Here is a 21,984-nt window from a genome sequence, read left to right as displayed (position 1 = left end):
GTTAAGAAGGTTAATTTAGGGTAAATAAAAACTCTCTATTTTTCAATAGAGAGTTTTAAAATATTTTAATTAAAATGAAAATTATTTCACATTCATTAATTCAACATCAAAAATTAAAGTAGCATCTGGTGGAATTACACCTCCAGCGCCAGCTGAACCATAAGCTAAGTTAGATGGAATTACAAATCTTGCTTTATCTCCAACTTTTAATAGCTGAATACCTTCATCCCAACCAGCAATTACTTGTCCCATACCGATTGCAAAATCGATTGGTTGCTTACGTTTATAAGAAGAATCAAATACAGTACCATCTAATAACTGGCCTTTATAGTGTACAGAAACATTTGCGCCTTTCGTAGCTTGTTTTCCTTCTCCGTTTTGTAAAATTTTATAACGTAATCCAGATGGAGTTTCATCATAACCTTTTGCAACAGAATCTAACAATTCTTTTTGTTTTGCTTTTTCTTCTGCTTCACGTTTTTCACGAGATCCTTCAAAAGTTCTAAAAGCTTCAACAGCATTAAATTTTTCAGCAGTTTCACCTACACGGATAATTTCAACATCCATAGTATCGTTTTGCTGAATAGCATCTACAACATCTTGTCCTTCAATAACGTTTCCAAAAACAGTATGATTACCATCTAAATGAGGCGTTGGTGTGTGTGTAATGAAAAATTGAGAACCGTTTGTTCCAGGTCCTGCATTTGCCATTGATAATTTACCAGGAGCATCGTGCTTTAAATCAGGATGAAATTCATCATCAAACTTATAACCAGGATTTCCAGTTCCAGTTCCTTGCGGACATCCACCTTGTATCATGAAATCTGCAATTACACGGTGAAATTTTAAACCATTATAATATGGAGTTCCTTGTGGTTTTGCATCATTTTCTAAATTCCCTTCAGCTAAAGCAACAAAGTTACCTACCGTTCCAGGAGTTTTCTCGTATTCTAAATTCACTAAAATAGCGCCTTTTGGCGTTGTGAACTTTGCGTAAATTCCGTTATTCATTTTACTATTATTTACTAATTAAACTTTTATTTTTTTGGGCACTCGAGCGGGCTTTCCGTTATATCTTTTATTCATTCTTCATAAAAGGATGTCACTTCAATCCCTAGCGCAAGCAAGTTATATTTTGTTACTTTACTGATAAAGTAGTAAGGTTATAACTTATACCTATATTAATATTGTTTGATTTTACGTTTCCAAAAGGCGAATAATATTTTCCAGCAGAAGCTAAAATAGCAACACTGTTTGTAATATCGTAGCTTAAACCTAAGTTTGGGCGTACAATAATTCCTTCGTCAGTATCTACACCTGCGCCACCACCAGCACCTGCCATAAATTCAGCAAAACCACGGACTTTAGTATTAAAAAATCGAGGAGAATAAATTCCCCCACCAACTAATCCGTGAGCATAACCACCCGAACGACCATCGTAAGCAAAACTCGCTTCACCAGCAATATACAACCATTTGTTAAGGTCGAAATTTACTTTTAAACCAATTAATTGTAAATCGATTGCTGTAGCATCAAATACATCATCGGTTTTTGCAACATCAAAATACGATTGATTCTGAATTTCAATTCGTAAACCTTGTGTGTAAAAGTTATTGTATTTTTTTTCTTTGGATGTTGTTCCGCCATTTAATCCGAAGTACTTTAAACCAAAACCAACAGTATAGGCCTCTAAATCTCCAGCTATTGCACGGTAATAACCACCATGACCGCTTAGTGCTAATTTATCGGATATTTTTAAATCGATTCCAGCAGATGGATAAATCATTAAGCCACCTTCAGGAGCCACACGACCACCAGCAGCACCAACACCTAATTTTGTAAAAATATTTATGTATTTAGATTGGTATGGATGGTAACCTGCCCCAAAAAATAAATCCATAAAACCAGCACGTAAACCTTTGTAAATAGCATCAGTATGTGCAAATAAAAAGGTGTTTTCTGATAGGTATTTCTGATATTCAAATCCGATTACATATAAAGACTCGTTTAAAGCGTCCCCATTATCTTTTTTTGAATCCCCGAAAGGTTTAAAGAAATCAAAGCGGACTTGTTGTGCGTTTTTTACTACTGGCTTGCTCCAAAAAGCATCCGAAGAAAGATTCGTTGAAGCAAATTTTTGATGTGCTTTATCATAATCCGTAAAACGTAAAACACTTGGAATTTCAACAAAAACAGAAACCGAATTGCTTTTTATTTCTCCTGATAAAAAATTTAGGTGACTGTATTGTACTCCAAAAGAATAGTTGTTTTTTTTGTATTGTAAACCAATATTCGGATTTATAAATCCGCCATCGTTTACCAAATTACGGTATCCGCCACCACCACCAAAATGGAAGTTGGCATCCACATAAATGTTTTTATATAGTTGTTTATTTATGCCTATTTCTGCTCCTAAAGTAAATAAACCACCTTGATCGCCAGTAACCGCAAAATGAAAACCCGCACCACCATACAACCAATCGTTAAACGGTATTTGATAATGTAAACCAGCTAGTCCCATTGTAGGTTTTAAATTCGGAAAATCATCCGTAGGCATTTGAACAGGAATAAAATTCAAACGGACTTTGGTGTGTAGTTCTTTACCTTTTAAATTAGTTAAATCTCTTTGACTATAAATAAGAGAAGAGAAAAGTGAAAAAAGAAGAAAAAGGAATAGGTTATTACGAACGCTGTGAAGTAATCCCTTATTAAATAAGGAGATTGCTTCATTTCTCGCAATAACGTCTTGTTTCTTATTTTTGATTTCTTTCATCTGTCTATTCAAACTCACTCGTTAAGTGTAGTTTAACGGTAGGGTATTTACTTTGTGTCATTTGTAGCGTAAAAGAAGAATCTGCCAAAAAGACCAATTTACCTTGTTTGTCTTTTGCTAAATAACGCTGCTTAACACGTTTAAACTCTTTAAACTCTTCGTTTTTTTCATCTTCAGGTTGTACCCAACAAGCTTTGTGTACAGAAATATTTTCATACGTACATTTTGCACCATATTCATGCTCTAAACGGTACTGAATAACTTCGTATTGTAAGGCACCAACGGTACCAACAATTTTACGTCCGTTCATATCCATAGTAAATAATTGCGCAACACCTTCATCCATCAATTGATCTAAACCTTTGTATAGTTGTTTAGATTTCATTGGATCGGCATTGTTTACGTAACGGAAATGCTCTGGAGAAAAACTCGGAATTCCTTTAAAGTTTAATGCTTCTCCTTCGGTTAAGGTATCACCAATTTTAAAGTTACCGGTGTCATGTACACCAACAATATCACCAGGAAAAGATTCGTCTACAATTTGTTTCTTTTCAGCGAAAAAAGCATTCGGACTCGAAAATTTCATTTTCTTACCGTTACGAACATGTAAATACGGAGAATTTCTTTTAAAGGTTCCTGAAACAATTTTTATAAAAGCAAGTCTGTCTCTGTGTTTAGGATCCATGTTGGCATGAATCTTAAAAACAAAGCCTGTTAGTTTTTCTTCTTTAGAATCTACTAAGCGTTCTTCTGCTTTTTTAGGTTGTGGTTGCGGTGCTATTTCAATAAAAGCATCTAATAATTCTTTTACTCCAAAATTATTTAAAGCCGAACCAAAGAATACTGGTTGTAAATCACCCGCTAAATATTCTTGCTGACTAAATTCAGGATATACTTCGTATACCAATTCAGATTCTTCTCGTAAAGTTTCTGCAGCAGTTTCTCCAATAATTTTATCTAACTCTGGGTTTGATAAGTCATCAAACTGAACACCTTCAGAAATTGTTGTTTTATTATCGCCTGAAAAAAGATTTAATTTCTTTTCCCAAATATTATAAATCCCTTTAAAATCGTATCCCATTCCGATAGGGAAACTCATCGGAGTTACACGTAAGCCAAGTTTTTGTTCCACTTCATCTAATAAATCAAAAGCATCTTTACCTTCACGATCTAATTTATTAATAAATACAAGCATCGGAATTTTACGCATTCTACAAACTTCTACCAGTTTTTCGGTTTGAGGTTCTACACCTTTCGCAACATCAATTACCACAATAACACTATCTACAGCAGTTAAAGTTCTAAAAGTATCTTCCGCAAAATCCTTGTGACCAGGCGTATCAAGAATGTTTATTTTTTTGTCTTTATAGATGAAAGCCAATACCGAAGTAGCAACTGAAATTCCACGCTGACGCTCAATCTCCATAAAATCGGAAGTAGCTCCTTTTTTTATTTTGTTGTTTTTTACGGCTCCTGCTTCTTGAATCGCACCTCCAAATAATAATAACTTTTCAGTTAATGTTGTTTTACCTGCATCGGGGTGAGATATAATTCCGAATGTTCGCCTTTTTTGTATTTCTTCTAAAAAACTCATCTATAAATTTTAAGGCTGCAAAGATACGGTTTAATGCTTAACTGTTCAAAGGTTTAATTGTTGAACTGATATCATTTTTGTAAGTTTGTTTTTCATAAATTTAATAGATGAAAGAACAGGTTATATTAGTAGATGAGCAAGACAATCCGATAGGATTGATGGAGAAAATGGAAGCTCATGAAAAAGCGTTGTTACATAGAGCATTTTCTGTTTTTGTTTTTAATGATAAAAAAGAATTAATGTTACAACAACGAGCTGCTGATAAATACCATTCTCCTTTATTATGGACAAATACTTGTTGTTCGCATCAACGAAGTGGAGAAACAAATTTAGCTGCTGGAAAACGTAGGCTTTATGAAGAAATGGGTTTTGTTTGTGAGTTAAAAGAAGTGTTTTCTTTTATTTATAAAGCACCTTTTGATAATGGGTTAACAGAGCATGAATTAGATCATGTAATGGTTGGAAATTTTAACGAATCGCCAAAAATCAATAAAGAGGAAGTTGAATCTTATAAATGGATGGGTTTAGAAGCTGTTAAAAAAGATATTGAAGAATGTCCTGAAATATATACAGCTTGGTTTAAAATTATATTCAAAGAATCTTACGATACCTTAAAAAATGCCTAGAGTAACTGTACATAGAAAAGCGCATTTTAATGCAGCACATAGATTGTTTAATCCGAAATGGTCTGATGAGAAAAATTTGGAGATTTTTGGTAAATGTAGCAATCCAAATTATCACGGTCATAATTACGATTTAATTGTTTCTTTAACAGGTGAAATAGATGTAGAAACTGGATTTGTTTATGATTTAGGAAAGTTAAAAGATTTGATTAAAACAGAAATAGAAGATGCTTTTGATCATAAGAATTTAAATATTGAAGTAAACGCGTTTAAAAACAAAATTCCAACAGCTGAAAATATATCAGTTGTAATATATAATAAATTACGTGTAAGTATTCCTGAAAAATTAGACTTAGAAATTACGCTATATGAAACACCAAGAAACTACGTAACTTATAGCGGTACATAACCTATGATACATCAATTACTACGATTTGAGCCTATTTTAAAATCTAAAATTTGGGGAGGAGAAAAGCTAGAAACTTTACTTAATAAAAAATCTGATAGAAAAGATATCGGTGAAAGCTGGGAAATTTCAGGTATAGAGGATGATATTTCTGTTGTTAGTAATGGTAATTTAAAAGGGAAAATTTTAAATGAACTGATTAAAGAATTTAAAGAAGAAATTTTAGGAGAAAAGGTATACAGTATATTTCAAGATAAATTTCCGCTACTTATTAAATTTATAGATGCAAAAAAAAAATTAAGTTTACAAGTGCATCCTAATGATGTATTAGCACAAAAAAGACACAACTCTTTAGGTAAAACAGAAATGTGGTATGTTGTTAATTCTGATAAAAAAGCGAAAATAATTGTTGGTTTTTCAGAAGAAACGGATAAGAAAACTTTCTCGAAAACTGTTGAGGCGGGTAATGAATTAGAGTTGTTAAATGTAGATTTTGTAAAAAAAGGAGATACCTTTTTAGTACCAGCAGGAAGAATTCATGCAATTGGTAAAGGTGTTTTGTTAGCAGAAATTCAAGAAACTTCAGATGTTACTTATCGTATTTCTGATTGGAATAGAAAAAATGTAGCAGGAGTACAAAGAGATTTGCATTTAGATTTAGCGTTAGATGCGATTGATTATTCAGCAAAATCTAACTATAAGGCAGAGTATCTAAAGAAAAAAAACAGCCCATCAAATATTGTAGATTGTAAATATTTTACTACAAATTTTTTACATCTAACGAAAAATTACAACTTGAATCATGATGATAAAGATAGTTTTGTAATTTATATGTGTGTAGAAGGAACTGCTATTTTTGAATACGAGAATCAACAAGAAAAATTACAGACAGGAGAAACTATTTTGATTCCGGCTTGTATAAAGAAGGTGAGTGTGTTTACAGAAAAAGTTAAGCTTTTAGAAGTGTATATAAAATAAAACAGACCCAAAGTAAATCGAGTCTGTTAACCAAATCAACTTAACGAATTAAGAAGCTTTTTGTAAATTGTAACCAAATATGGCTTTACATATAATGTCTTTTTTTTCTTTTTTAGATACTGTTATGTTTAAAACAACTTCAGTGTCGCTCAATTTTTTAATATTATTTTTAATGATAAGTTTGTCATTTAAATAAGCGTTTTCTAAAATATCAAATTCAATACTTTTAAAACTTATGTTCGAAGGGTTTTCGTAAAGCGTAAGGGAAGAGTTTACGGTAGATTCAATTTTGTTATATAAAATTGAGGGCTTTAGTATTTTGTTTTTGCTAACTTGTTTTTTGTTAACCGTAAAATGTGATGAGTTATTTTTTGAAGCGATGTAAGTATTCATGTGTTATGGATTTATTGGTGGAAATTTAGATTCTTTTAAAAATAGGTTTTGTACTAAGTACATCATTGTTGTTAAATACCTGCCAATTTGTTTTGTGTTCTTTGCTGTTTTCATAATGCTTAAAATTTAAAATATTAGTAAATAAAAAGAGGTGCTTTTTGTAAAAAGCACCTCTTATAGTTTGTATTAAATATCGATTTTTTAAAACCGCTGTTTAAATTTGTTTTCTGGAGTGTTTTTCTTAATATATAGATACTGTTTATGCATGCGCGTATTGCACATAATCATGTAGACAGTATTTAAAATAATAGTATATGTATGTAAAAGTACTTTCATAATAAACCAAATGTACTCATTTTTTTTAGGAAACAATAAAAAAGGTAAAAACATTAATGTTAAATTTTTAATAAGCTCACTTTGGTGAATTTAATAAACTGTTTAAATATGTATCTTTGATTGATGTAATTATCTTGTTTTTTAAATAATTATTGAAAAAGTACTAGAAAAAGCAAAAACCTTGTTAATAAATGAATAATATTAAAGTAATCGCTTTTGATGCAGATGATACACTGTGGATAAACGAAACTTATTTTAGAGATGCAGAAAATGAATTTGCTAAACTTTTATCAGGTTATGAAACCGAAAACAAAATTCATCAAGAGTTATATAAAAAGGAAATCGATAATCTTAAAATTTACGGGTATGGTGTAAAAGGTTTTGTATTATCGATGGTTGAATGTGCGTTGGAATTGTCGAATTATAAAATCAATCAAAAAATAATAGATAGAATTCTTGAGATTGGTAAAGAAATGCTCGAGCAACCGATTGATTTATTAAATGGAGTAGAAGAGGTTTTACAAAAGTTACAAGGAAAGTATAAATTAATTGTAGCTACAAAAGGCGATTTATTAGATCAGGAACGAAAGTTAGAGAAATCGGGAATATTAAAATACTTTCATCATACAGAGGTGATGAGCGATAAGAAAGAAATAGATTATTTAAAGTTGATAAAACATTTAGATGTCAATCCTTCAGAATTATTGATGATAGGGAATTCATTAAAATCAGATGTTTTACCGTTGATAGCTGTAGGTGCTTCAGCAATTCATGTTCCGTTTCATACTACCTGGGCACATGAAGAAGTTAGTTGTGAACAAGAATCAAACAGTTATAAAACGATTTCAGAAATAACCGAAGTATTAACTTTTTTATAGATGAAGTATTTAGATATTGAAAACTGGAATAGAAAGCAGCATTTTAATCATTTTAGAACTTTAGCAGATCCAACTTTCGGAATTGTAGCTAACGTGGATGTTACTATATGTTATGAATCAGCTAAAACAAAAAAACAATCTTTTTTTGTTCATTATTTGCACGCATGTATGAAGGCAATTAATGCGATTGAAAACTTTAAACTTAGAATAGAAGATGATAAAATTGCTATTTATGATGTAATTAATGCGTCAGCAACCATAGCAAGAGCCGATCATACTTTCGGATTTTCATACATAGATTTTTCAGATGATTTTGAAGTGTTTAGCACAAGTTTTCAAAAAGAAAAAGAACGTATTGTAAATTCAACTGATTTGTTTCCTCCCAAATATTCTTTAGGTTGCATACATTGTTCAGCTTTACCTTGGGTCAATTTCACAGGACATAAAGAGCCGAACTCTGGCAATAAAAACGACAGCGTACCTCAATTGGCTTTTGGTAAAATAAATGTTATTGATACTAAAAAAATGATGCCAGTATCTGTGAATGTAAACCATGCTTTAGTTGATGGATATCACGTAGGGCAATTTTTTGATAAATTTCAAGCAGAATTAGATAAAATCGATTAATTTTGCAAAAAAATAATAATTATGGCAAGCATTAAAAACTTAAAAAAAGATATCGATTATACTTTAGGAGATATTATTGATATCTGTAGATTATCAGCTCAATTAAACCCTGAGATAGATGCAGAAAAGTCAGAAGCTATTGTAGATGAGGTTTTTGAAACGTTTGATGGTTTAATAGCAAAAATAAATGCTAAAAAAGTTGAAAATAAAAAAGCTCACTTTAAAGCAATAAGCTCTGAGTTAGAAGATAAAGCAAACGCTTTAATCGAAAAAGTAAATAGCTTATAATAAACTGTAAGTTAAATGTTTAAAAACCGATACTTTTTAAAAGTATCGGTTTTTTTTTGTGAAATTTTAACATTCATTAAGGAATAAAATGTTGTAAATTACGTTCAGTAATAATAAAACAACTAATCCCCTTTAAGTAACATGGCAAGAGCAATGTACGAATACACTAAAACTGTATTAAAAAAAGTAAGTTTCAATACTGATTTATTTTGTAGAGAGTTAGAAAAAGCATTAAATAGGTTATTACCTTATGAAATAGATGAGTTAACAATTTGGTTAAAAAAATTCACAGCTAACAAACCTGATTTATATGTTTGTTTAGCTTTAGTTAAAAAATAAGAATAAAAAAAGAAGCTAAAAGCTTCTTTTTTTATTCTTATTTTTTTGTTTTTTCTTTGGTGTCTTTTTTTCCCCTATACTTTCGCATAAGTTTACGATTAAACTCGTGTTCAGAAATTTGTAACAGTAATATTTTTTTAAAAGATAATATCTTTGATATTTTATTATGAAAAGATGCTTTCATTTCATATTCCTGTTTGTTTATCGATTGAAATTTCTCTAAAATTTGTTCAGAATCTTTTTCAGAAATATCTTCTATAGCTCCATTATCACTATATATTCTTTTTTTTATAATTTGACGTTTTTCTCTATGAAGTGCCATTTTGTTTTTACTATACGTATTGTAAATAGGCCAAAAACTCTGAGCTTCACCTTCCGTTAAATTTAATTTTTCGGTTAAGAAAGCAATTTTATAAGTGCTAATTTTTTTAGAACTATTTTCTTTTGATTGCGCTTCGCTTGTTAGACTATTAAAAAATGCGATGAGCATTAAAAATAGTAAGAGTATGTTTTTTTTCATTGTTATTGAATTTCGTTTAAAAGTGTTGTGTCATCAATGGTGTTTAGGTAATCTTCTAAATTATCATCATTTATAGAGGTTAAAATATCTTCTTCAAAATCTGAAGAATCTAAAGTAATTGCTAATTCATCATTATTAGTAGTTCCGTATCCATTTTCATACCATGAAGTTACATCAGCTTGCGTAATATCATCAAAAGTAAAAGTGTTGTTTGTATTAAAGTAATTTAAACCAATAAATAATAAAACAGATGCAGCGGCAGTAACCGGAATAAATTTTAGTGCTTTTTGGTATAAAGAAATAACTTTTCCTTTTTTAGGTGTTGCTATATTTAGTTTAGTTAAAATAGTATCTTCAACAGTATTAAAATAGTTTTCAGGTGTTTTGAGAATCTCTTTTTTAGGGAGATTTTTAATGGTTATAGTAGTAAAAAAATTGTCATCCATTTCTTCAAAGTAATTTTCAGGAATAGAAAATCCTGTTTTCTTACCTGTTTTTTGATTTATGAAATCTATTTTATTTTTTAACTCTTTATCCATCTCTATTCTAAGACTTTAATTTTTGTAAAAGGTTTAATTATAATTTTTAATAAAGTGCTCAATCTTTTTTGCAGCAATATGATAAGATGCTTTTAAACCGCCAACAGAAGTTTCTAATATTTCGGAAATTTGCGTGTATTTCATTTCATCAAAATACTTCATATTGAAAACTAATTGTTGTTTTTGGGGTAGAGTAGCAATTGCTTTTTGTAGAATAAGTTGAATCTCGTCGCCTGTAAACCAATTGTCACTATCTAAATTAGAAACTAATTCTTGCTGGTATTCGGTAATATCAACATTCTTTTCTTTTGCTCTTTTATTGATAAATGTAATAGACTCGTTAGTGGCAATTCGATACATCCAAGAATATAGTTTGCTATCTCTTTTAAAAGTATCAATATTTTTAAAAATTTTAATGAAAGTGTTTTGTAAAACATCATCGGCATCGTCATGAGAAACAACAATTTTTCGTATATGCCAATACAAACGCTCTTTATAAAGCGATAGTAATTGTTTAAAAGCTACTTCCTTTGTATTAGGTTCTTGTAGTTGTGTTATAAGAATAAGTTCGTCGGTCAACTAATGTTGTTTAGCTGTTAGACTTTAAAGATAGTAAAAGGTTTAAAATGAAACCAAATTATTTAAACTCGTTTTCTAGAGCAACCAAATAAACGTTTTTCTTTAATGGTTTCTGAAACACCTTCTGGAAGCATTTTTTCCCAACCTTCTTCGTTGTTTTTAATCATCTTTAAAACCTTACGAGAAAATATATGTAAACTTTTCTCATCAATATCTTTAATGTCAATAAGTCTACCATTGTTTTTAAAGAACTTGTAGAGTTCTTTCATTCTAGGATGTACCTTTAAGTTTTCGCTAGTAATAAACTCATCAGTTTGTTCGTCTTTATAAGGGTACATGTATACTTTTAAATCGCGATAAAAAAGTTTACCAAAAGCTTCTAAAATACCACCACTTAAATCACGGTAATATTTTTCATCAAAAATTTGAATAAGATTATTAACTCCCATAGCTAATCCCATTCTTTCTTTAGTAAATTCACTAAAGTAATCTACCAATCTAAAATATTCTTGATAGTTGGTAATCATTACATTCTGTCCGAGTGCACAAAGTAATTCTGCTCTGTCTAAGAAATCACGTTCATTAATTTCACCTTCGGCACGAAGGTTACTTAAGGTGATTTCAAAAATAACTTGTGTTTTTTCTGGATTAACTTTCTTTTCTGCTAAAAATAGTTCTTTCGAGCGCTCGAACATATCCATATTTACTTTCGTAACAGGGCGATAACTTCCGCGAAGCGCTAAAATATTCTTTTTATAAAGTACTTGAGCGGGTAATAAGTTATTTCCATCAGGGCCGAACATTACGGCATTTGTCATGCCATTTTTAACTAACTGTAAACTCATTAGTCGATTATCAACATACATAAATCGAGGGCCAGAAAAATTAATCATGTCAATTTCTAAACGATCGCTGTCAATATTATCATAAAATGACTTTAATAACTCCTTCGGATTATCATTTAAATAGTATGCACCATAAACCAAGTTAACACCTAAAACCCCTAAAGTTTCTTGTTGTTGGCGTGCATCGGTTTCTTTAAAACGAAGGTGTAAAATAATTTCATTGTAGTCCTCAAGTGGATCTAACTGAAAACGAATTCCAACCCAACCATGCCCTTTAAACTTTTTAGAAAAGTTAATGGTTGCAACGGTGTTTGCATAACTAAAAAATAACTTTTCAGGATGTTTTTGACGATCAAGACGTTCTTCAATTAAGTCCATTTCGTGTCTTAACATCTTTTTTAATCGTTTTTCTGTAACATAACGATTGTCGTTTTCAACTCCATAAATGGCATCAGAGAAGTCTTTATCATAAGCACTCATTGCTTTTGCAATTGTACCCGAAGCACCACCAGCTCTAAAAAAATTACGAACAGTTTCTTGACCGGCTCCAATTTCAGCAAATGTTCCATAAATATGGGCATTTAAGTTGATTTTTAAAGCTTTACTGTCAGTTGTAGGTACAGTACTTATTTTCTGATCTCCTTTAAGCGTAATTGCCATTTTGTTATTTTTTATTAGGGATAACAAATGTACTGAAAATAGGAACTATCAGGCAATTTTTGTCGTATTTTTGTGTTAACAATGAAAGAAAAAAAGCAATTAAAAGTCACTTTTTTAGGAACAGGAACTTCAACAGGAGTGCCAATGATTACGAGTAAACACCCTGTAGCACTATCTAAAGACTCACGAGATAAGCGATTGCGCTCTTCAATAGTGATTTCTTGGGATGCTATTAACTATGTAATTGATTGCGGTCCTGATTTTCGTCAGCAAATGATACGTGAAAATGTGGAATCGATAAACGGAATTTTATTTACTCATGAACATGCCGATCATATTGCAGGTTTAGATGAAATAAGACCGTATTGTTTTCAGATGGGAGCAGTGCCTATTTATACGTCAGAAAGAGTTTTAGAAGTTCTTAAGAGAAGGTATGATTATATTTTTGCTACAGAAAACAGGTATCCTAGTGCGCCAAAAGTAGCCCCGAATGTAATATCTCATCAAAACAGTTTTTTTTTAGAGGATGTAAAAGTTATCCCAATTGAAGTACTGCACGGACGATTACCAATTTTAGGATATCGCTTTAACGATGTTGCTTATCTTACAGATATCAAAACAATATCCGCAGAAGAAAAGAAGAAATTATCTAACCTAGATATACTAATTGTAACCGGATTAAGAAAAGAAGCACATGCAACTCATTTTAATTTAGAGGAAGCTTTAGCTTTTATTGCAGCATTAAATCCGAAGAAAGCATATTTAACTCATATAAGCGAATTGCTAGGTTTACATGAAGAAGTTGAAAAAGAATTGCCCGAAAATGTGTTTTTAGCTTATGATGGATTAATAATTTAAGAAGCTATTATTTTTTTTGATAACACGATTGATTTAAAATACTAACTATAAACACATATTTTAAAATAGCTTGCTATTTTTACATTAAATATTAGTTGAATGAAAATTATTATATCTCCAGCAAAGTCATTAGATTTTGAAACCAAAGCAAATACCAATTTATATACTCAGCCACGATTTTTAGAGCAATCAACAAAATTGAATAAAAAATTAAAAACACTTTCTAGAAAAAAGTTAAGTGATTTAATGAAAATTTCTGATGATTTGGCAAGTTTAAATTATGATAGAAATCAAGATTGGCAAACTCCGTTTGAGATCGGGAATTCAAAACAAGCCATTTTTTCTTTTACAGGTGAAGTTTTTAGAGGAATTGATGTAATGACACTTTCAGAAGATAAATTACCTGCTTTACAAGATAAACTCCGAATTTTATCAGGATTGTATGGATTGCTAAAACCATTGGATTTAATTCAGCCGTACCGTTTAGAAATGGGAACGAAATTAAAAGTAGGAAGAACAGAGAACCTATATAAATTTTGGAGCAATGATTTAGCAAATTCTTTAAATGATGAATTAGAAGACAACGAGTTGTTAATTAATTTAGCAAGTACAGAGTATTTTAAAGCATTGCCAAAGCAAATTTTAAAAGTACCAATGATTACCCCTGTCTTTAAAGATTTAAAAAACGGAGAATATAAAACGATTATGACTTTTGCTAAAAAAGCACGCGGTTTAATGGTGCGTTATATTATTGAAAATGATGTTAAAACAATAGCAGAATTAAAAGGGTTTAACGTTGATAATTACAGATTTTCTGAAGAAATGTCTACTGATACAGAATTATTTTTTACTAGGTAAATGAAAAGCACTATTATTAAATATACAAAAAGATTGTTTTTATTAGGACTTTTTTTATTAATTGTAATTTATGCTTGTAATTTTTTAGTTAAAAAAGCGGCTAAAGATAAATTATATACTAATGTAAATAATGTTTCTGTTAATAAGGTGGGACTTGTTTTAGGTACAGTAAAATATTTAGCCAACGGACGTGTTAATTTATATTATAAGTATAGAGTAGATGCAGCAGTATCTTTATATAAATCAAGTAAGGTTTCTTTTATTATTGTAAGTGGTGATAATAGCTCTGAAAAATATGATGAACCAACTAGTTTTAAAAATGATTTGATAAAAGCAGGTATTCCCGCGAGTAGAATTTTCTTAGATTATGCAGGTTTTCGAACATTAGATTCTGTAGTAAGAGTAAAAGAAATATTTGGGCAAACGAATGTTACTATTATCTCTCAAAAATTTCATAATGAAAGAGCTATTTATCTAGCAAATCATTTTGGGATTAATGCGGTTGGTTTTAACGCTAAAGGTGTTTCTCGTAAATACGGGCTAAAAGTTCAATTAAGAGAATATTTAGCCCGAGTAAAAGTATTTGTAGATATTTTATTTAATGTTAAACCTAAATTTTTAGGAAAGCAAATTGAGATAAAGTAGCTTAACAAGCAGCTAAACCAACAGTAATTGCTAAACCACCTTCAGAGGTTTCTTTATAGTTTTTGTGCATATCTTTTGCAGTTTCCCACATGGTATCAATCACTTTGTCTAAAGGAACTAAAGACTCTTTTGGATTTGTTTCTAAAGCTAATTCAGCAGCATTAATAGCTTTAATTGCTCCCATTGCATTACGTTCAATACATGGTATTTGAACTAAACCACCAATAGGGTCACAAGTTAAACCTAAGTGGTGTTCCATGGCTATTTCGGCAGCAACTAAACATTGCCCAGGGCTTCCACCCAAAAGTTCGGTAAGAGCACCTGCAGCCATTGCAGATGAAACACCAATTTCTGCCTGACATCCACCCATTGCGGCAGATATTGTTGCGTTCTTTTTAAAGATACTTCCGATTTCGCCAGCTACTAATAAGAATTTTTTAATATGTTCAAAATCAGCTTCGTGGTTTTCTATAACTAAATAATACATTAAAACAGCAGGAATAACACCTGCACTTCCGTTTGTAGGTGCTGTTACAACTCTACCCAAGGCAGCATTTACTTCATTTACAGATAAAGCCAAACAACTTACCCATTTTAAAATTTCACGAAACTTTACTTCGGTACTTCTAATGGCAGTAATCCATTCTTGTTCGTTGGAGTATGCTGCATCTTTAATTAGTTTCGTATGAGTGCCATATGCTCTACGTTTTACGTTTAATCCACCAGGTAAAATACCTTCTGTATGACAACCAATATACATGCATTCTAGCATGGTTTCCCAAACGCGTTTTAGTTCAGCATCTATTTCATCCGAAGATTTTAAAACTAATTCATTTTGATAAACAATATCAGAAATATTTTTTTGTTCTTTATCGCAATATGCTTCTAATTCGTTTGCCCTATTTATTGGGTATGGAAAGTTTTTTTTATTTATTTCAGTATCTGAAGGTGTTGTTATTTCTTCTTGAATGACAAATCCTCCACCGATAGAATAATAAGTTTCACTAGAGATTTCTTTACCTTTAGAAAACGCTTTAAAAGTTAATCCGTTAGAATGAAATGGTAAAAAATCTTTATTAAAAACAACATTTTCAATAGAGAAAACAATTTGTTTTTCGGCATTTAAATGTAAAGTAGTTGTTTCTTTTATTTTATTGATAATGGCATCTATGTCATCTACAGGAATATATTCTGGATCTGTACCGCTTAAACCTAATAAAACAGCTAAGTCGGTTGCGTGTCCTTTTCCTGTTAAGGATAAAGAACCATATAAATCTATTTTAATCCCATCAACGGTATTAAAAACCTGCGTTTTTTTTAACTTTTCAATCCATTGCTGAGCGGCTCTCCAAGGGCCTAAAGTGTGTGAGCTAGAAGGGCCAACACCAATTTTAAGCATGTCAAAAACACTAATAAACTGCGACATAATTATAGTTTGTTTGTTGATGGCTAAAATAGAAAAAGTCCTGTATTAAAATCAATACAGGACTTTTTTTTATAAAAAATGTATTTTTTACATTCCGTAAACAGCCTCTTTGCCAAATTTTTGAGCTAACATATAGTAAACTACAGCACGATACTTGTTTCTTTCAGATCTTCCTATTTTTTCCATTACACCATCAATAGCCTTGTCTAATTCAGGACTATCAGCTAAACTTAACTTTTTCATTAAGAAATTTTTCTTAACTGTTTCTAATTCCTTAGCGTCAGTACCAGATACTGTTTCAGCATCTTTTTTGTAAATAGAAGGTCCTAATCCTTTAGTTACCGCTTTTAATAAATCAAGATTGCAAGGAAGATTTCTATCATCCATAAATTTCTTATACAATGCTACTTTTTCGTCAAATTTACTCATGATTTTTTTATTTATAATTAGGTGTAAGTTTTGTTGTAAAACTTTAATCCTTCCAAATATAGAAAAATAATTTGTTCTTTCAAATAAGAAAACTGAATAACTAAAATGAGCTTGGTATTGTTAATTAAATTGTTGAAAACAAAAAGAGTTAAAGGTAAATAGGCACTGTTCTTGTAGTAAATTTATATACATTCAAATATGTAGCTTATGTCGATATTGAAATTTGAATCTATGTTGAAAACCAACGATGTATATTTTTTTGACGCCGTTGAGTTTGAAACTATTATTGAACATTATTTAAGTATTGCCAAACACTCATTGGCAAAAAAAGCGGTGAGATTAGGTTTAGAGCAGCATCCTTCTTCAATTCAGTTAAAATTAATGAAGGTTGAGCTTTTAATTTTTGAAGATGAACTGAAGGAAGCAAGTAGAATGCTAAAAGCGATTGAGGCTATTGATGCTTATAATGATGAAGTTTTTATTCAAAAGGCGTTGATTTTATCTAAAAAGAAACAACATATTGAAGCAATAAAAATTTTAAAAGAATCTTTGAGTTTTATAGAAGATCCGTCTGATATTTGGTCGATGTTAGGAATGGAGTATTTGTATTTGGATGATTTTGAAAACGCACGTTTAAATTTTGAAAAATGTGTAGAAGCTGATTATGAAGATTACTCATCTTTGTACAACATTGTATATTGTTTTGATATGCAAGAAAAACATGTAGAGGCAATACAGTTTTTAAAAAAGTATGTAGATCATAACCCGTATTGCGAGGTTGCTTGGCATCAATTAGGAAAAGAATATTCTGAATTAGGTATGCACAAGGAAGCACTTAGAGCTTTCGATTTTTCAGTTTTAATAGACGAGAGTTTTATTGGTGGATATTTAGAAAAAGCCAAAACTTTAGAGGAACTGAATCGTTATGAAGAAGCCATAAATAACTATTTAATTACGTTAGAATTAGACGATCCTACGGCGTTTGCATATATAAGAGTAGGAGAGTGTTATGAAAAATTACAGAATATTCATACTGCTATGCATTTTTATAAAAAGGCGGTTCATGAAGATCCGTTGTTAGATAAAGCATGGATGTTACTCGCAAATGCTTGCTATAATGATGATAATTATCAAAAAGCATTGTATTATGTAAATAAGGCACTACAGATTGATGATACCAATACGCGTTATTGGAAAAAATATGGTGATATTAACTTGAAGCTTAACTTTTATGAAGAAGCTGTAAAAGCTTTTTACACTTGTGTAGCCTTTGGTGATCAGGAAATAGAAATATATACCGCATTGGCAGATATATTATTGTTTTTAGGTGATTTTGAAGATGCTTTAAAAATAGTAATTAAAGCGAAAAAAATATACAAAGAATTTGCCGAGATAGAATATCGTTTGTGTGGTTTATTTATGATTCTTGATAAAGAAGATTATAGTTTAACGCATTTAAGAAATGCAATAGCCATTGACTATGATTATCATTCGATTATTAAAGAATTATATCCTTCGGTTTATGAGAATAAACACATTCAACAAATATTATTGAGTTATAGGAAAGCTATTAATTAATAAAAACCCTTAAAATAATTTTATTTTAAGGGTTTTTACTTTTTTAAGAAATACGTTTCCAAATTTTAAGTAAAATATAAACACATATTAAGGTTAATATCGATAAGCAAGTAGCTAGCAAAGTTTTGCCGTAAATCCAATTACCAGTAGCAAATAAGAAACTATATACTCCAATAGTACCTGTAATAAACCCTACTATTTTTATACCTATATTTTTAAATTTATCTTCTCCGTCGAAAATTAAAGCTTCAAACTTATTAATAGTTTCAGCATTACTAGGTTGTGTTAAAAGAGTTACAGAAACCCATCCGATAGTTGTAATTACAACTCCGATTATTAATTGCCAATACCCTGCAATTTCGAAGAAAGGGTTTTCCATTTTTCCGTTGATAAAAAAGAAAAGAGCAATAACAAATGAAATGGCCATTGCAGCAATTTCACTATATGGGTTTATTCTGCTCCAAAACCAGCGTAAAATAAATAGTAATCCTGTTCCTGCTCCGATTTGTAATAATAAATCGAATACGTCTTTTGCTGATTGTAAATAGAAAGAAAATAGGGCAGCAAGCAGCATTAATAAAACAGTTGATATTCTACCAACTACTACTTTTTGTTTTTCAGAAGCACTTTTGTTTATAAATCGGCTATAAAAATCGTTTACTAAATATGAGCTTCCCCAGTTTAATTGAGTTGAAATGGTGCTCATAAAAGCAGCAATTAAGGATGTTAATACGATTCCTAATAATCCTGCAGGTAAATAAGTCATCATTGCAGCATACCCAACATCGTGTCCTTGCATTTCAGGAGATAAACTTGGGAATGCTTGGTTCATGCTTTCTAAACTTGGAAAAACAACCAAAGAAGCTAATCCAACAATAATCCATGGCCAAGGGCGTAACGCATAATGTGCAAAATTGAAAAACAAAGTTGCCCAAGTGGCATTTTTTTCATCTTTAGCAGCCAACATTCGTTGTGCTATATAACCACCACCACCAGGCTCTGCACCAGGATACCAAGTACTCCACCATTGTACTGCAAACGGAATTATAAATAAGGTAATTAAAGATTCTGTATTAGAAAAATCAGGTAACATTGCTAATTTATCACTCACATTAGGGTGACTTAATAAATTAGATAATCCATTTATTTCTGGGAGATTTATAATGTAAATAGTTGCCCAAACCGAACCAATCATTGCAATTATAAACTGAACAAAATCGGTAAGTAACACTCCTTTTAATCCACCTAAAGAAGAATAAATAACAACAATGATAGATGAGTATAACAACATTTCACCTTGTGAGATACCTAATAAGATATTGGCGATTTTTGCACCTGCTAAACAAACTCCAGCCATGGTAATTATATTAAAAATCACCCCTAAGTATATGGCTCTAAATCCTCTTAAAAAACTTGCCATTTTACCAGAGTACCTTAATTCGTAAAATTCTAAATCGGTACTAATTCCAGATTTTCGCCAAAGTTTTGCGTAAAAAAAAACGGTAAGCATACCAGTAAGTAACATTGCCCACCAAACCCAGTTTCCTGAAACTCCGTTTTTACGAACCAATTCGGTTACTAATCCAGGAGTATCGGCAGCAAATGTAGTTGCAACCATTGAAACACCTAATAACCACCACGGCATGTTTCTGCCAGATAAAAAGAATTCTGCACTACTTTTTCCTGCGGATTTTGAAGCCCAAAGACCTATAAGTAAAGAGAGAATAAAGAATCCGATAATGATTGAAGAATCGAGCAAGCTTAAGTTGATCATTGAATTTATTTTTATTTTAAGATTTTAAATTTAGTTAAGTTGAAGGTTCGTTTGTAAATAAATTCTACTAACAACGTTATTTTTTTGTTAAACAACATCAAATATAATGTTATTGGTCTTATTCATTATTATTCTTTAAAATGATTTGTTTTGTAGTATTTAAATACTTTCTTCCTATAGGTATTCTTTTATTGCTAATATTTAAAGAATTTCCTTCCATATAATTTACTTTATCAGAAGCGATAGTATAAGATCTATGAATTCTTAGGAAATGTTCACTAGGAAGCTCTTCTGTGATACTTGTTAGTGATTTATGTACAACGTAATTACCTTCAGTTGTGGTGACTTTTATGTAATCTTTTAAACTTTCTATATATAAAATATCATTGTGTTTAATTTTTACTAATTTTTTATCAACTTTTAAAAAGATATGTGCATCTTTTACTATTTCTAAATCAGTATTATTACTTTGTATACGTTGTGTTAATTTGTTAATAGTTTTTAAAAATCGCGGAAAAGGAATTGGTTTTACGAGGTAATCTAAAACATCTAAATCATAGCCCTCAATAGCAAATTCGCGATAAGCGGTTGTAATTATAATGTAGGGTTTTATTTTTGTATTTCGTAAAAAATCTAAACCGTTCATTTTAGGCATGTTTATGTCTAAAAAAAGCACATCTATTTTGTTACTTTCAATAGTATGCATTGCTTCTATAGGATTATTGAAAGTATCAATAATTACAATGTTTTTAAAATCTTGTAAATGATTTTTAAGAACATTTATAGCTAAGGGTTCGTCGTCTATAATAACACAATTTATGTTCACTTTTTTGTTTTTAAGTTAAAGGAATTTTAAGATTTACGGTAAATGTTTTCTCTTTCTTTTGAATTTTTAAACTGTATTTATTCTTATAGATGAGATCTAACCTTCTTTTTGTGTTAGAGTTTCCTATACCGCTCTTTAAATTTTTATTTATAAATGTATTGGTAATATCGAAAGAATTTTCGATATTTAGAATAAGAAAGTCATTTGATTTTTTTTCTATTCTGATAAAGATGTAAAAATCACTACTATTTTTGTTACCATGTTTAAAGCAGTTTTCGATATAAGAAAGAAAAATTAAAGGAGGAATTTTTACATCATTAATATTTCCTTCTAGATTGATCGTTATTTTTGAGTTTTTATGACATCGTAAAAGTTCTAAATCAGCGTAATTTTGAATGTATTCAATTTCGTTTAATAATTTCACCTTACTTTTTTTAACATCATAAATAACATATTGCATAATGTCTGACAGTTTTAAAACAACATTGGGTGCAAGGTTAGATTTTTCTAAAGTTAAAGCATATAAATTGTTAAGAGTGTTAAAAAAAAAATGAGGTTGTATTTGAGATTTTAAAAAATTTAATTCACTCTTTAAATGTTCTTTCCTTAATGTTTCTATTCTGTTTTTTTGATTCACCCAGTCTACAGTTAATTTAATAGCCGTTGCTAAGGCGAGTACATATAACTCGCCAATGGTAACTGCAACAATATGATTAAAGGTAAAAGCTTGTTGATACAATTCGGTTTCTGGCCAAATATTTTTGGTAACTAAAATATAATTTAAACCAGTACGAACTGCATAAAGCATACCTAACGCTAACAGCAATAATGTAACATAGGTTTTGTATTTTTTAGTAATTAAGTACTTCGGTATAAAAAAATATACGTTTGTGTAAACTAATAGTATATGTAAAGGAAATTCAACTAAATTTGATTTAAAAGAATACCAATAATCATCAAAATAGCTACCCCACCGTATAACATTAAAAATAAAATAACTTAGCCAAAATACAACATGATATTTCCGTGAAATAGTTCTATTATTCTTTTTACTATAAATTAGTTTATGGGTCATTTAGTTTTAAATATGTTAAAAAAGTAGGAAATTAATTTTTTTTTATCAAAAAACAATAAGAAATTTTATAGAATTATAGTTTTTGTTAAAAAGATGTTGTTTGTTGCCTTTTTTATGTCGTTCGTATATTTTTTTTT

General features: G+C 30.2%; 24 protein-coding genes. 11 read left to right on the top strand and 13 right to left on the bottom strand.

The annotated features are described in order from the left end of the window. Nucleotides 1–81: 81 nt before the first annotated feature. The 3 genes from N2251_RS10290 to N2251_RS10280 all read right to left on the bottom strand — a co-directional run bounded on the left by N2251_RS10290 (nucleotide 82) and on the right by N2251_RS10280 (nucleotide 4,367). Entirely contained in the window at nucleotides 82–1,011 is a 930-nt protein-coding gene (locus N2251_RS10290; RefSeq protein ID WP_260586639.1) for a peptidylprolyl isomerase, read from the bottom strand. Nucleotides 1,012–1,138: 127 nt separating this feature from the next. Next, nucleotides 1,139–2,773: a hypothetical protein gene (locus N2251_RS10285; RefSeq protein WP_260586638.1), complete on the bottom strand. Its 1,635-nt coding sequence runs from the start codon at nucleotides 2,771–2,773 to the stop codon at nucleotides 1,139–1,141. Between the two features lie 4 nt (nucleotides 2,774–2,777). Then, complete coding sequence (locus N2251_RS10280; RefSeq protein ID WP_260586637.1) at nucleotides 2,778–4,367, bottom strand: peptide chain release factor 3; 1,590 nt, start codon at nucleotides 4,365–4,367, stop codon at nucleotides 2,778–2,780. Nucleotides 4,368–4,474: 107 nt separating this feature from the next. Here N2251_RS10280 and idi point away from each other — a divergent pair, with 107 nt between their 5' ends. From idi to N2251_RS10265, 3 genes are read left to right on the top strand one after another with little or no spacing between them, the layout of a single operon-like run. Continuing rightward, nucleotides 4,475–4,993, top strand: a complete 519-nt coding sequence (gene idi, locus N2251_RS10275; protein WP_260586636.1) for an isopentenyl-diphosphate Delta-isomerase — start codon at nucleotides 4,475–4,477, stop codon at nucleotides 4,991–4,993. Continuing rightward, complete coding sequence (locus N2251_RS10270) at nucleotides 4,986–5,399, top strand: 6-pyruvoyl trahydropterin synthase family protein (RefSeq protein WP_260586635.1); 414 nt, start codon at nucleotides 4,986–4,988, stop codon at nucleotides 5,397–5,399. The genes idi and N2251_RS10270 overlap by 8 nt, the downstream gene beginning before the upstream one ends. Nucleotides 5,400–5,402: 3 nt before the next feature. After that, nucleotides 5,403–6,374, top strand: a complete 972-nt coding sequence (locus tag N2251_RS10265) for a type I phosphomannose isomerase catalytic subunit (RefSeq protein WP_260586634.1) — start codon at nucleotides 5,403–5,405, stop codon at nucleotides 6,372–6,374. A gap of 48 nt (nucleotides 6,375–6,422) precedes the next feature. On the opposite strand, the gene N2251_RS10260 is transcribed toward N2251_RS10265, so the two are convergent. Then, on the bottom strand, nucleotides 6,423–6,767 hold the full coding sequence (locus tag N2251_RS10260; protein ID WP_260586633.1) for a hypothetical protein: 345 nt from the start codon (nucleotides 6,765–6,767) through the stop codon (nucleotides 6,423–6,425). Between the two features lie 527 nt (nucleotides 6,768–7,294). Here N2251_RS10260 and N2251_RS10255 point away from each other — a divergent pair. The 4 genes from N2251_RS10255 (at nucleotide 7,295) to N2251_RS10240 (ending at nucleotide 9,235) form a co-directional block, all read left to right on the top strand. Next, the gene (locus N2251_RS10255) at nucleotides 7,295–7,981 is read left to right on the top strand and encodes an HAD family hydrolase (protein WP_260586632.1); all 687 of its coding nucleotides are present in this window, start codon (nucleotides 7,295–7,297) and stop codon (nucleotides 7,979–7,981) included. Further along, on the top strand, nucleotides 7,982–8,608 hold the full coding sequence (locus N2251_RS10250; protein WP_260586631.1) for a chloramphenicol acetyltransferase: 627 nt from the start codon (nucleotides 7,982–7,984) through the stop codon (nucleotides 8,606–8,608). Nucleotides 8,609–8,629: 21 nt separating this feature from the next. Continuing rightward, on the top strand, nucleotides 8,630–8,896 hold the full coding sequence (locus tag N2251_RS10245; protein ID WP_260586630.1) for a hypothetical protein: 267 nt from the start codon (nucleotides 8,630–8,632) through the stop codon (nucleotides 8,894–8,896). A 141-nt stretch (nucleotides 8,897–9,037) separates the two neighbouring features. Next, the gene (locus tag N2251_RS10240; RefSeq protein WP_260586629.1) at nucleotides 9,038–9,235 is read left to right on the top strand and encodes a hypothetical protein; all 198 of its coding nucleotides are present in this window, start codon (nucleotides 9,038–9,040) and stop codon (nucleotides 9,233–9,235) included. A gap of 37 nt (nucleotides 9,236–9,272) precedes the next feature. Here N2251_RS10240 and N2251_RS10235 read toward each other — a convergent pair whose 3' ends face one another. The 4 genes from N2251_RS10235 to N2251_RS10220 all read right to left on the bottom strand — a co-directional run bounded on the left by N2251_RS10235 (nucleotide 9,273) and on the right by N2251_RS10220 (nucleotide 12,378). After that, nucleotides 9,273–9,755 (bottom strand): sensor of ECF-type sigma factor, encoded by a 483-nt coding sequence (locus N2251_RS10235; protein WP_260586628.1) that lies wholly within the window; start codon nucleotides 9,753–9,755, stop codon nucleotides 9,273–9,275. A 2-nt stretch (nucleotides 9,756–9,757) separates the two neighbouring features. Further along, the gene (locus N2251_RS10230; RefSeq protein ID WP_260586627.1) at nucleotides 9,758–10,294 is read right to left on the bottom strand and encodes a hypothetical protein; all 537 of its coding nucleotides are present in this window, start codon (nucleotides 10,292–10,294) and stop codon (nucleotides 9,758–9,760) included. A gap of 33 nt (nucleotides 10,295–10,327) precedes the next feature. After that, entirely contained in the window at nucleotides 10,328–10,873 is a 546-nt protein-coding gene (locus tag N2251_RS10225; protein ID WP_260586626.1) for an RNA polymerase sigma factor, read from the bottom strand. 62 nt (nucleotides 10,874–10,935) lie between these two features. Next, complete coding sequence (locus N2251_RS10220; RefSeq protein ID WP_260586625.1) at nucleotides 10,936–12,378, bottom strand: TonB-dependent receptor; 1,443 nt, start codon at nucleotides 12,376–12,378, stop codon at nucleotides 10,936–10,938. Nucleotides 12,379–12,459: 81 nt separating this feature from the next. Here N2251_RS10220 and N2251_RS10215 point away from each other — a divergent pair, with 81 nt between their 5' ends. From N2251_RS10215 to N2251_RS10205, 3 genes are all read left to right on the top strand, one after another. Beyond that, nucleotides 12,460–13,236, top strand: coding sequence for an MBL fold metallo-hydrolase (locus N2251_RS10215; RefSeq protein ID WP_260586624.1), 777 nt, complete (start codon nucleotides 12,460–12,462; stop codon nucleotides 13,234–13,236). A gap of 99 nt (nucleotides 13,237–13,335) precedes the next feature. Further along, on the top strand, nucleotides 13,336–14,094 hold the full coding sequence (gene yaaA / locus N2251_RS10210) for a peroxide stress protein YaaA (protein WP_260586623.1): 759 nt from the start codon (nucleotides 13,336–13,338) through the stop codon (nucleotides 14,092–14,094). Then, nucleotides 14,095–14,739, top strand: a complete 645-nt coding sequence (locus tag N2251_RS10205; RefSeq protein WP_260586622.1) for a SanA/YdcF family protein — start codon at nucleotides 14,095–14,097, stop codon at nucleotides 14,737–14,739. Between the two features lies 1 nt (nucleotide 14,740). On the opposite strand, the gene N2251_RS10200 is transcribed toward N2251_RS10205, so the two are convergent. Together N2251_RS10200 and N2251_RS10195 are read right to left on the bottom strand one after the other, a co-directional pair. Further along, entirely contained in the window at nucleotides 14,741–16,165 is a 1,425-nt protein-coding gene (locus N2251_RS10200) for an L-serine ammonia-lyase (RefSeq protein WP_260586621.1), read from the bottom strand. A gap of 87 nt (nucleotides 16,166–16,252) precedes the next feature. Beyond that, nucleotides 16,253–16,594, bottom strand: coding sequence for a DUF2853 family protein (locus N2251_RS10195; RefSeq protein ID WP_260586620.1), 342 nt, complete (start codon nucleotides 16,592–16,594; stop codon nucleotides 16,253–16,255). A 207-nt stretch (nucleotides 16,595–16,801) separates the two neighbouring features. Here N2251_RS10195 and N2251_RS10190 point away from each other — a divergent pair, with 207 nt between their 5' ends. Beyond that, a complete protein-coding gene (locus N2251_RS10190) occupies nucleotides 16,802–18,172 on the top strand; it encodes a tetratricopeptide repeat protein (protein WP_260586619.1) in 1,371 nt (456 codons plus the stop codon). A 43-nt stretch (nucleotides 18,173–18,215) separates the two neighbouring features. Here N2251_RS10190 and N2251_RS10185 read toward each other — a convergent pair whose 3' ends face one another. From N2251_RS10185 to N2251_RS10175, 3 genes are all read right to left on the bottom strand, one after another. Next, complete coding sequence (locus N2251_RS10185; RefSeq protein WP_260586618.1) at nucleotides 18,216–19,946, bottom strand: sodium:solute symporter family protein; 1,731 nt, start codon at nucleotides 19,944–19,946, stop codon at nucleotides 18,216–18,218. Nucleotides 19,947–20,064: 118 nt separating this feature from the next. Next, nucleotides 20,065–20,772: a LytR/AlgR family response regulator transcription factor gene (locus tag N2251_RS10180; protein ID WP_260586617.1), complete on the bottom strand. Its 708-nt coding sequence runs from the start codon at nucleotides 20,770–20,772 to the stop codon at nucleotides 20,065–20,067. A 10-nt stretch (nucleotides 20,773–20,782) separates the two neighbouring features. Then, on the bottom strand, nucleotides 20,783–21,847 hold the full coding sequence (locus N2251_RS10175; RefSeq protein WP_260586616.1) for a sensor histidine kinase: 1,065 nt from the start codon (nucleotides 21,845–21,847) through the stop codon (nucleotides 20,783–20,785). Nucleotides 21,848–21,984 lie beyond the last annotated feature (137 nt).

This window comes from Tenacibaculum haliotis (assembly GCF_025215075.1).
In the GTDB taxonomy this organism is placed as follows: domain Bacteria; phylum Bacteroidota; class Bacteroidia; order Flavobacteriales; family Flavobacteriaceae; genus Polaribacter; species Polaribacter haliotis_B.
Note: the sequence above shows the minus strand (reverse complement) of the source record. Positions and strands in the feature narration are given on the sequence as shown.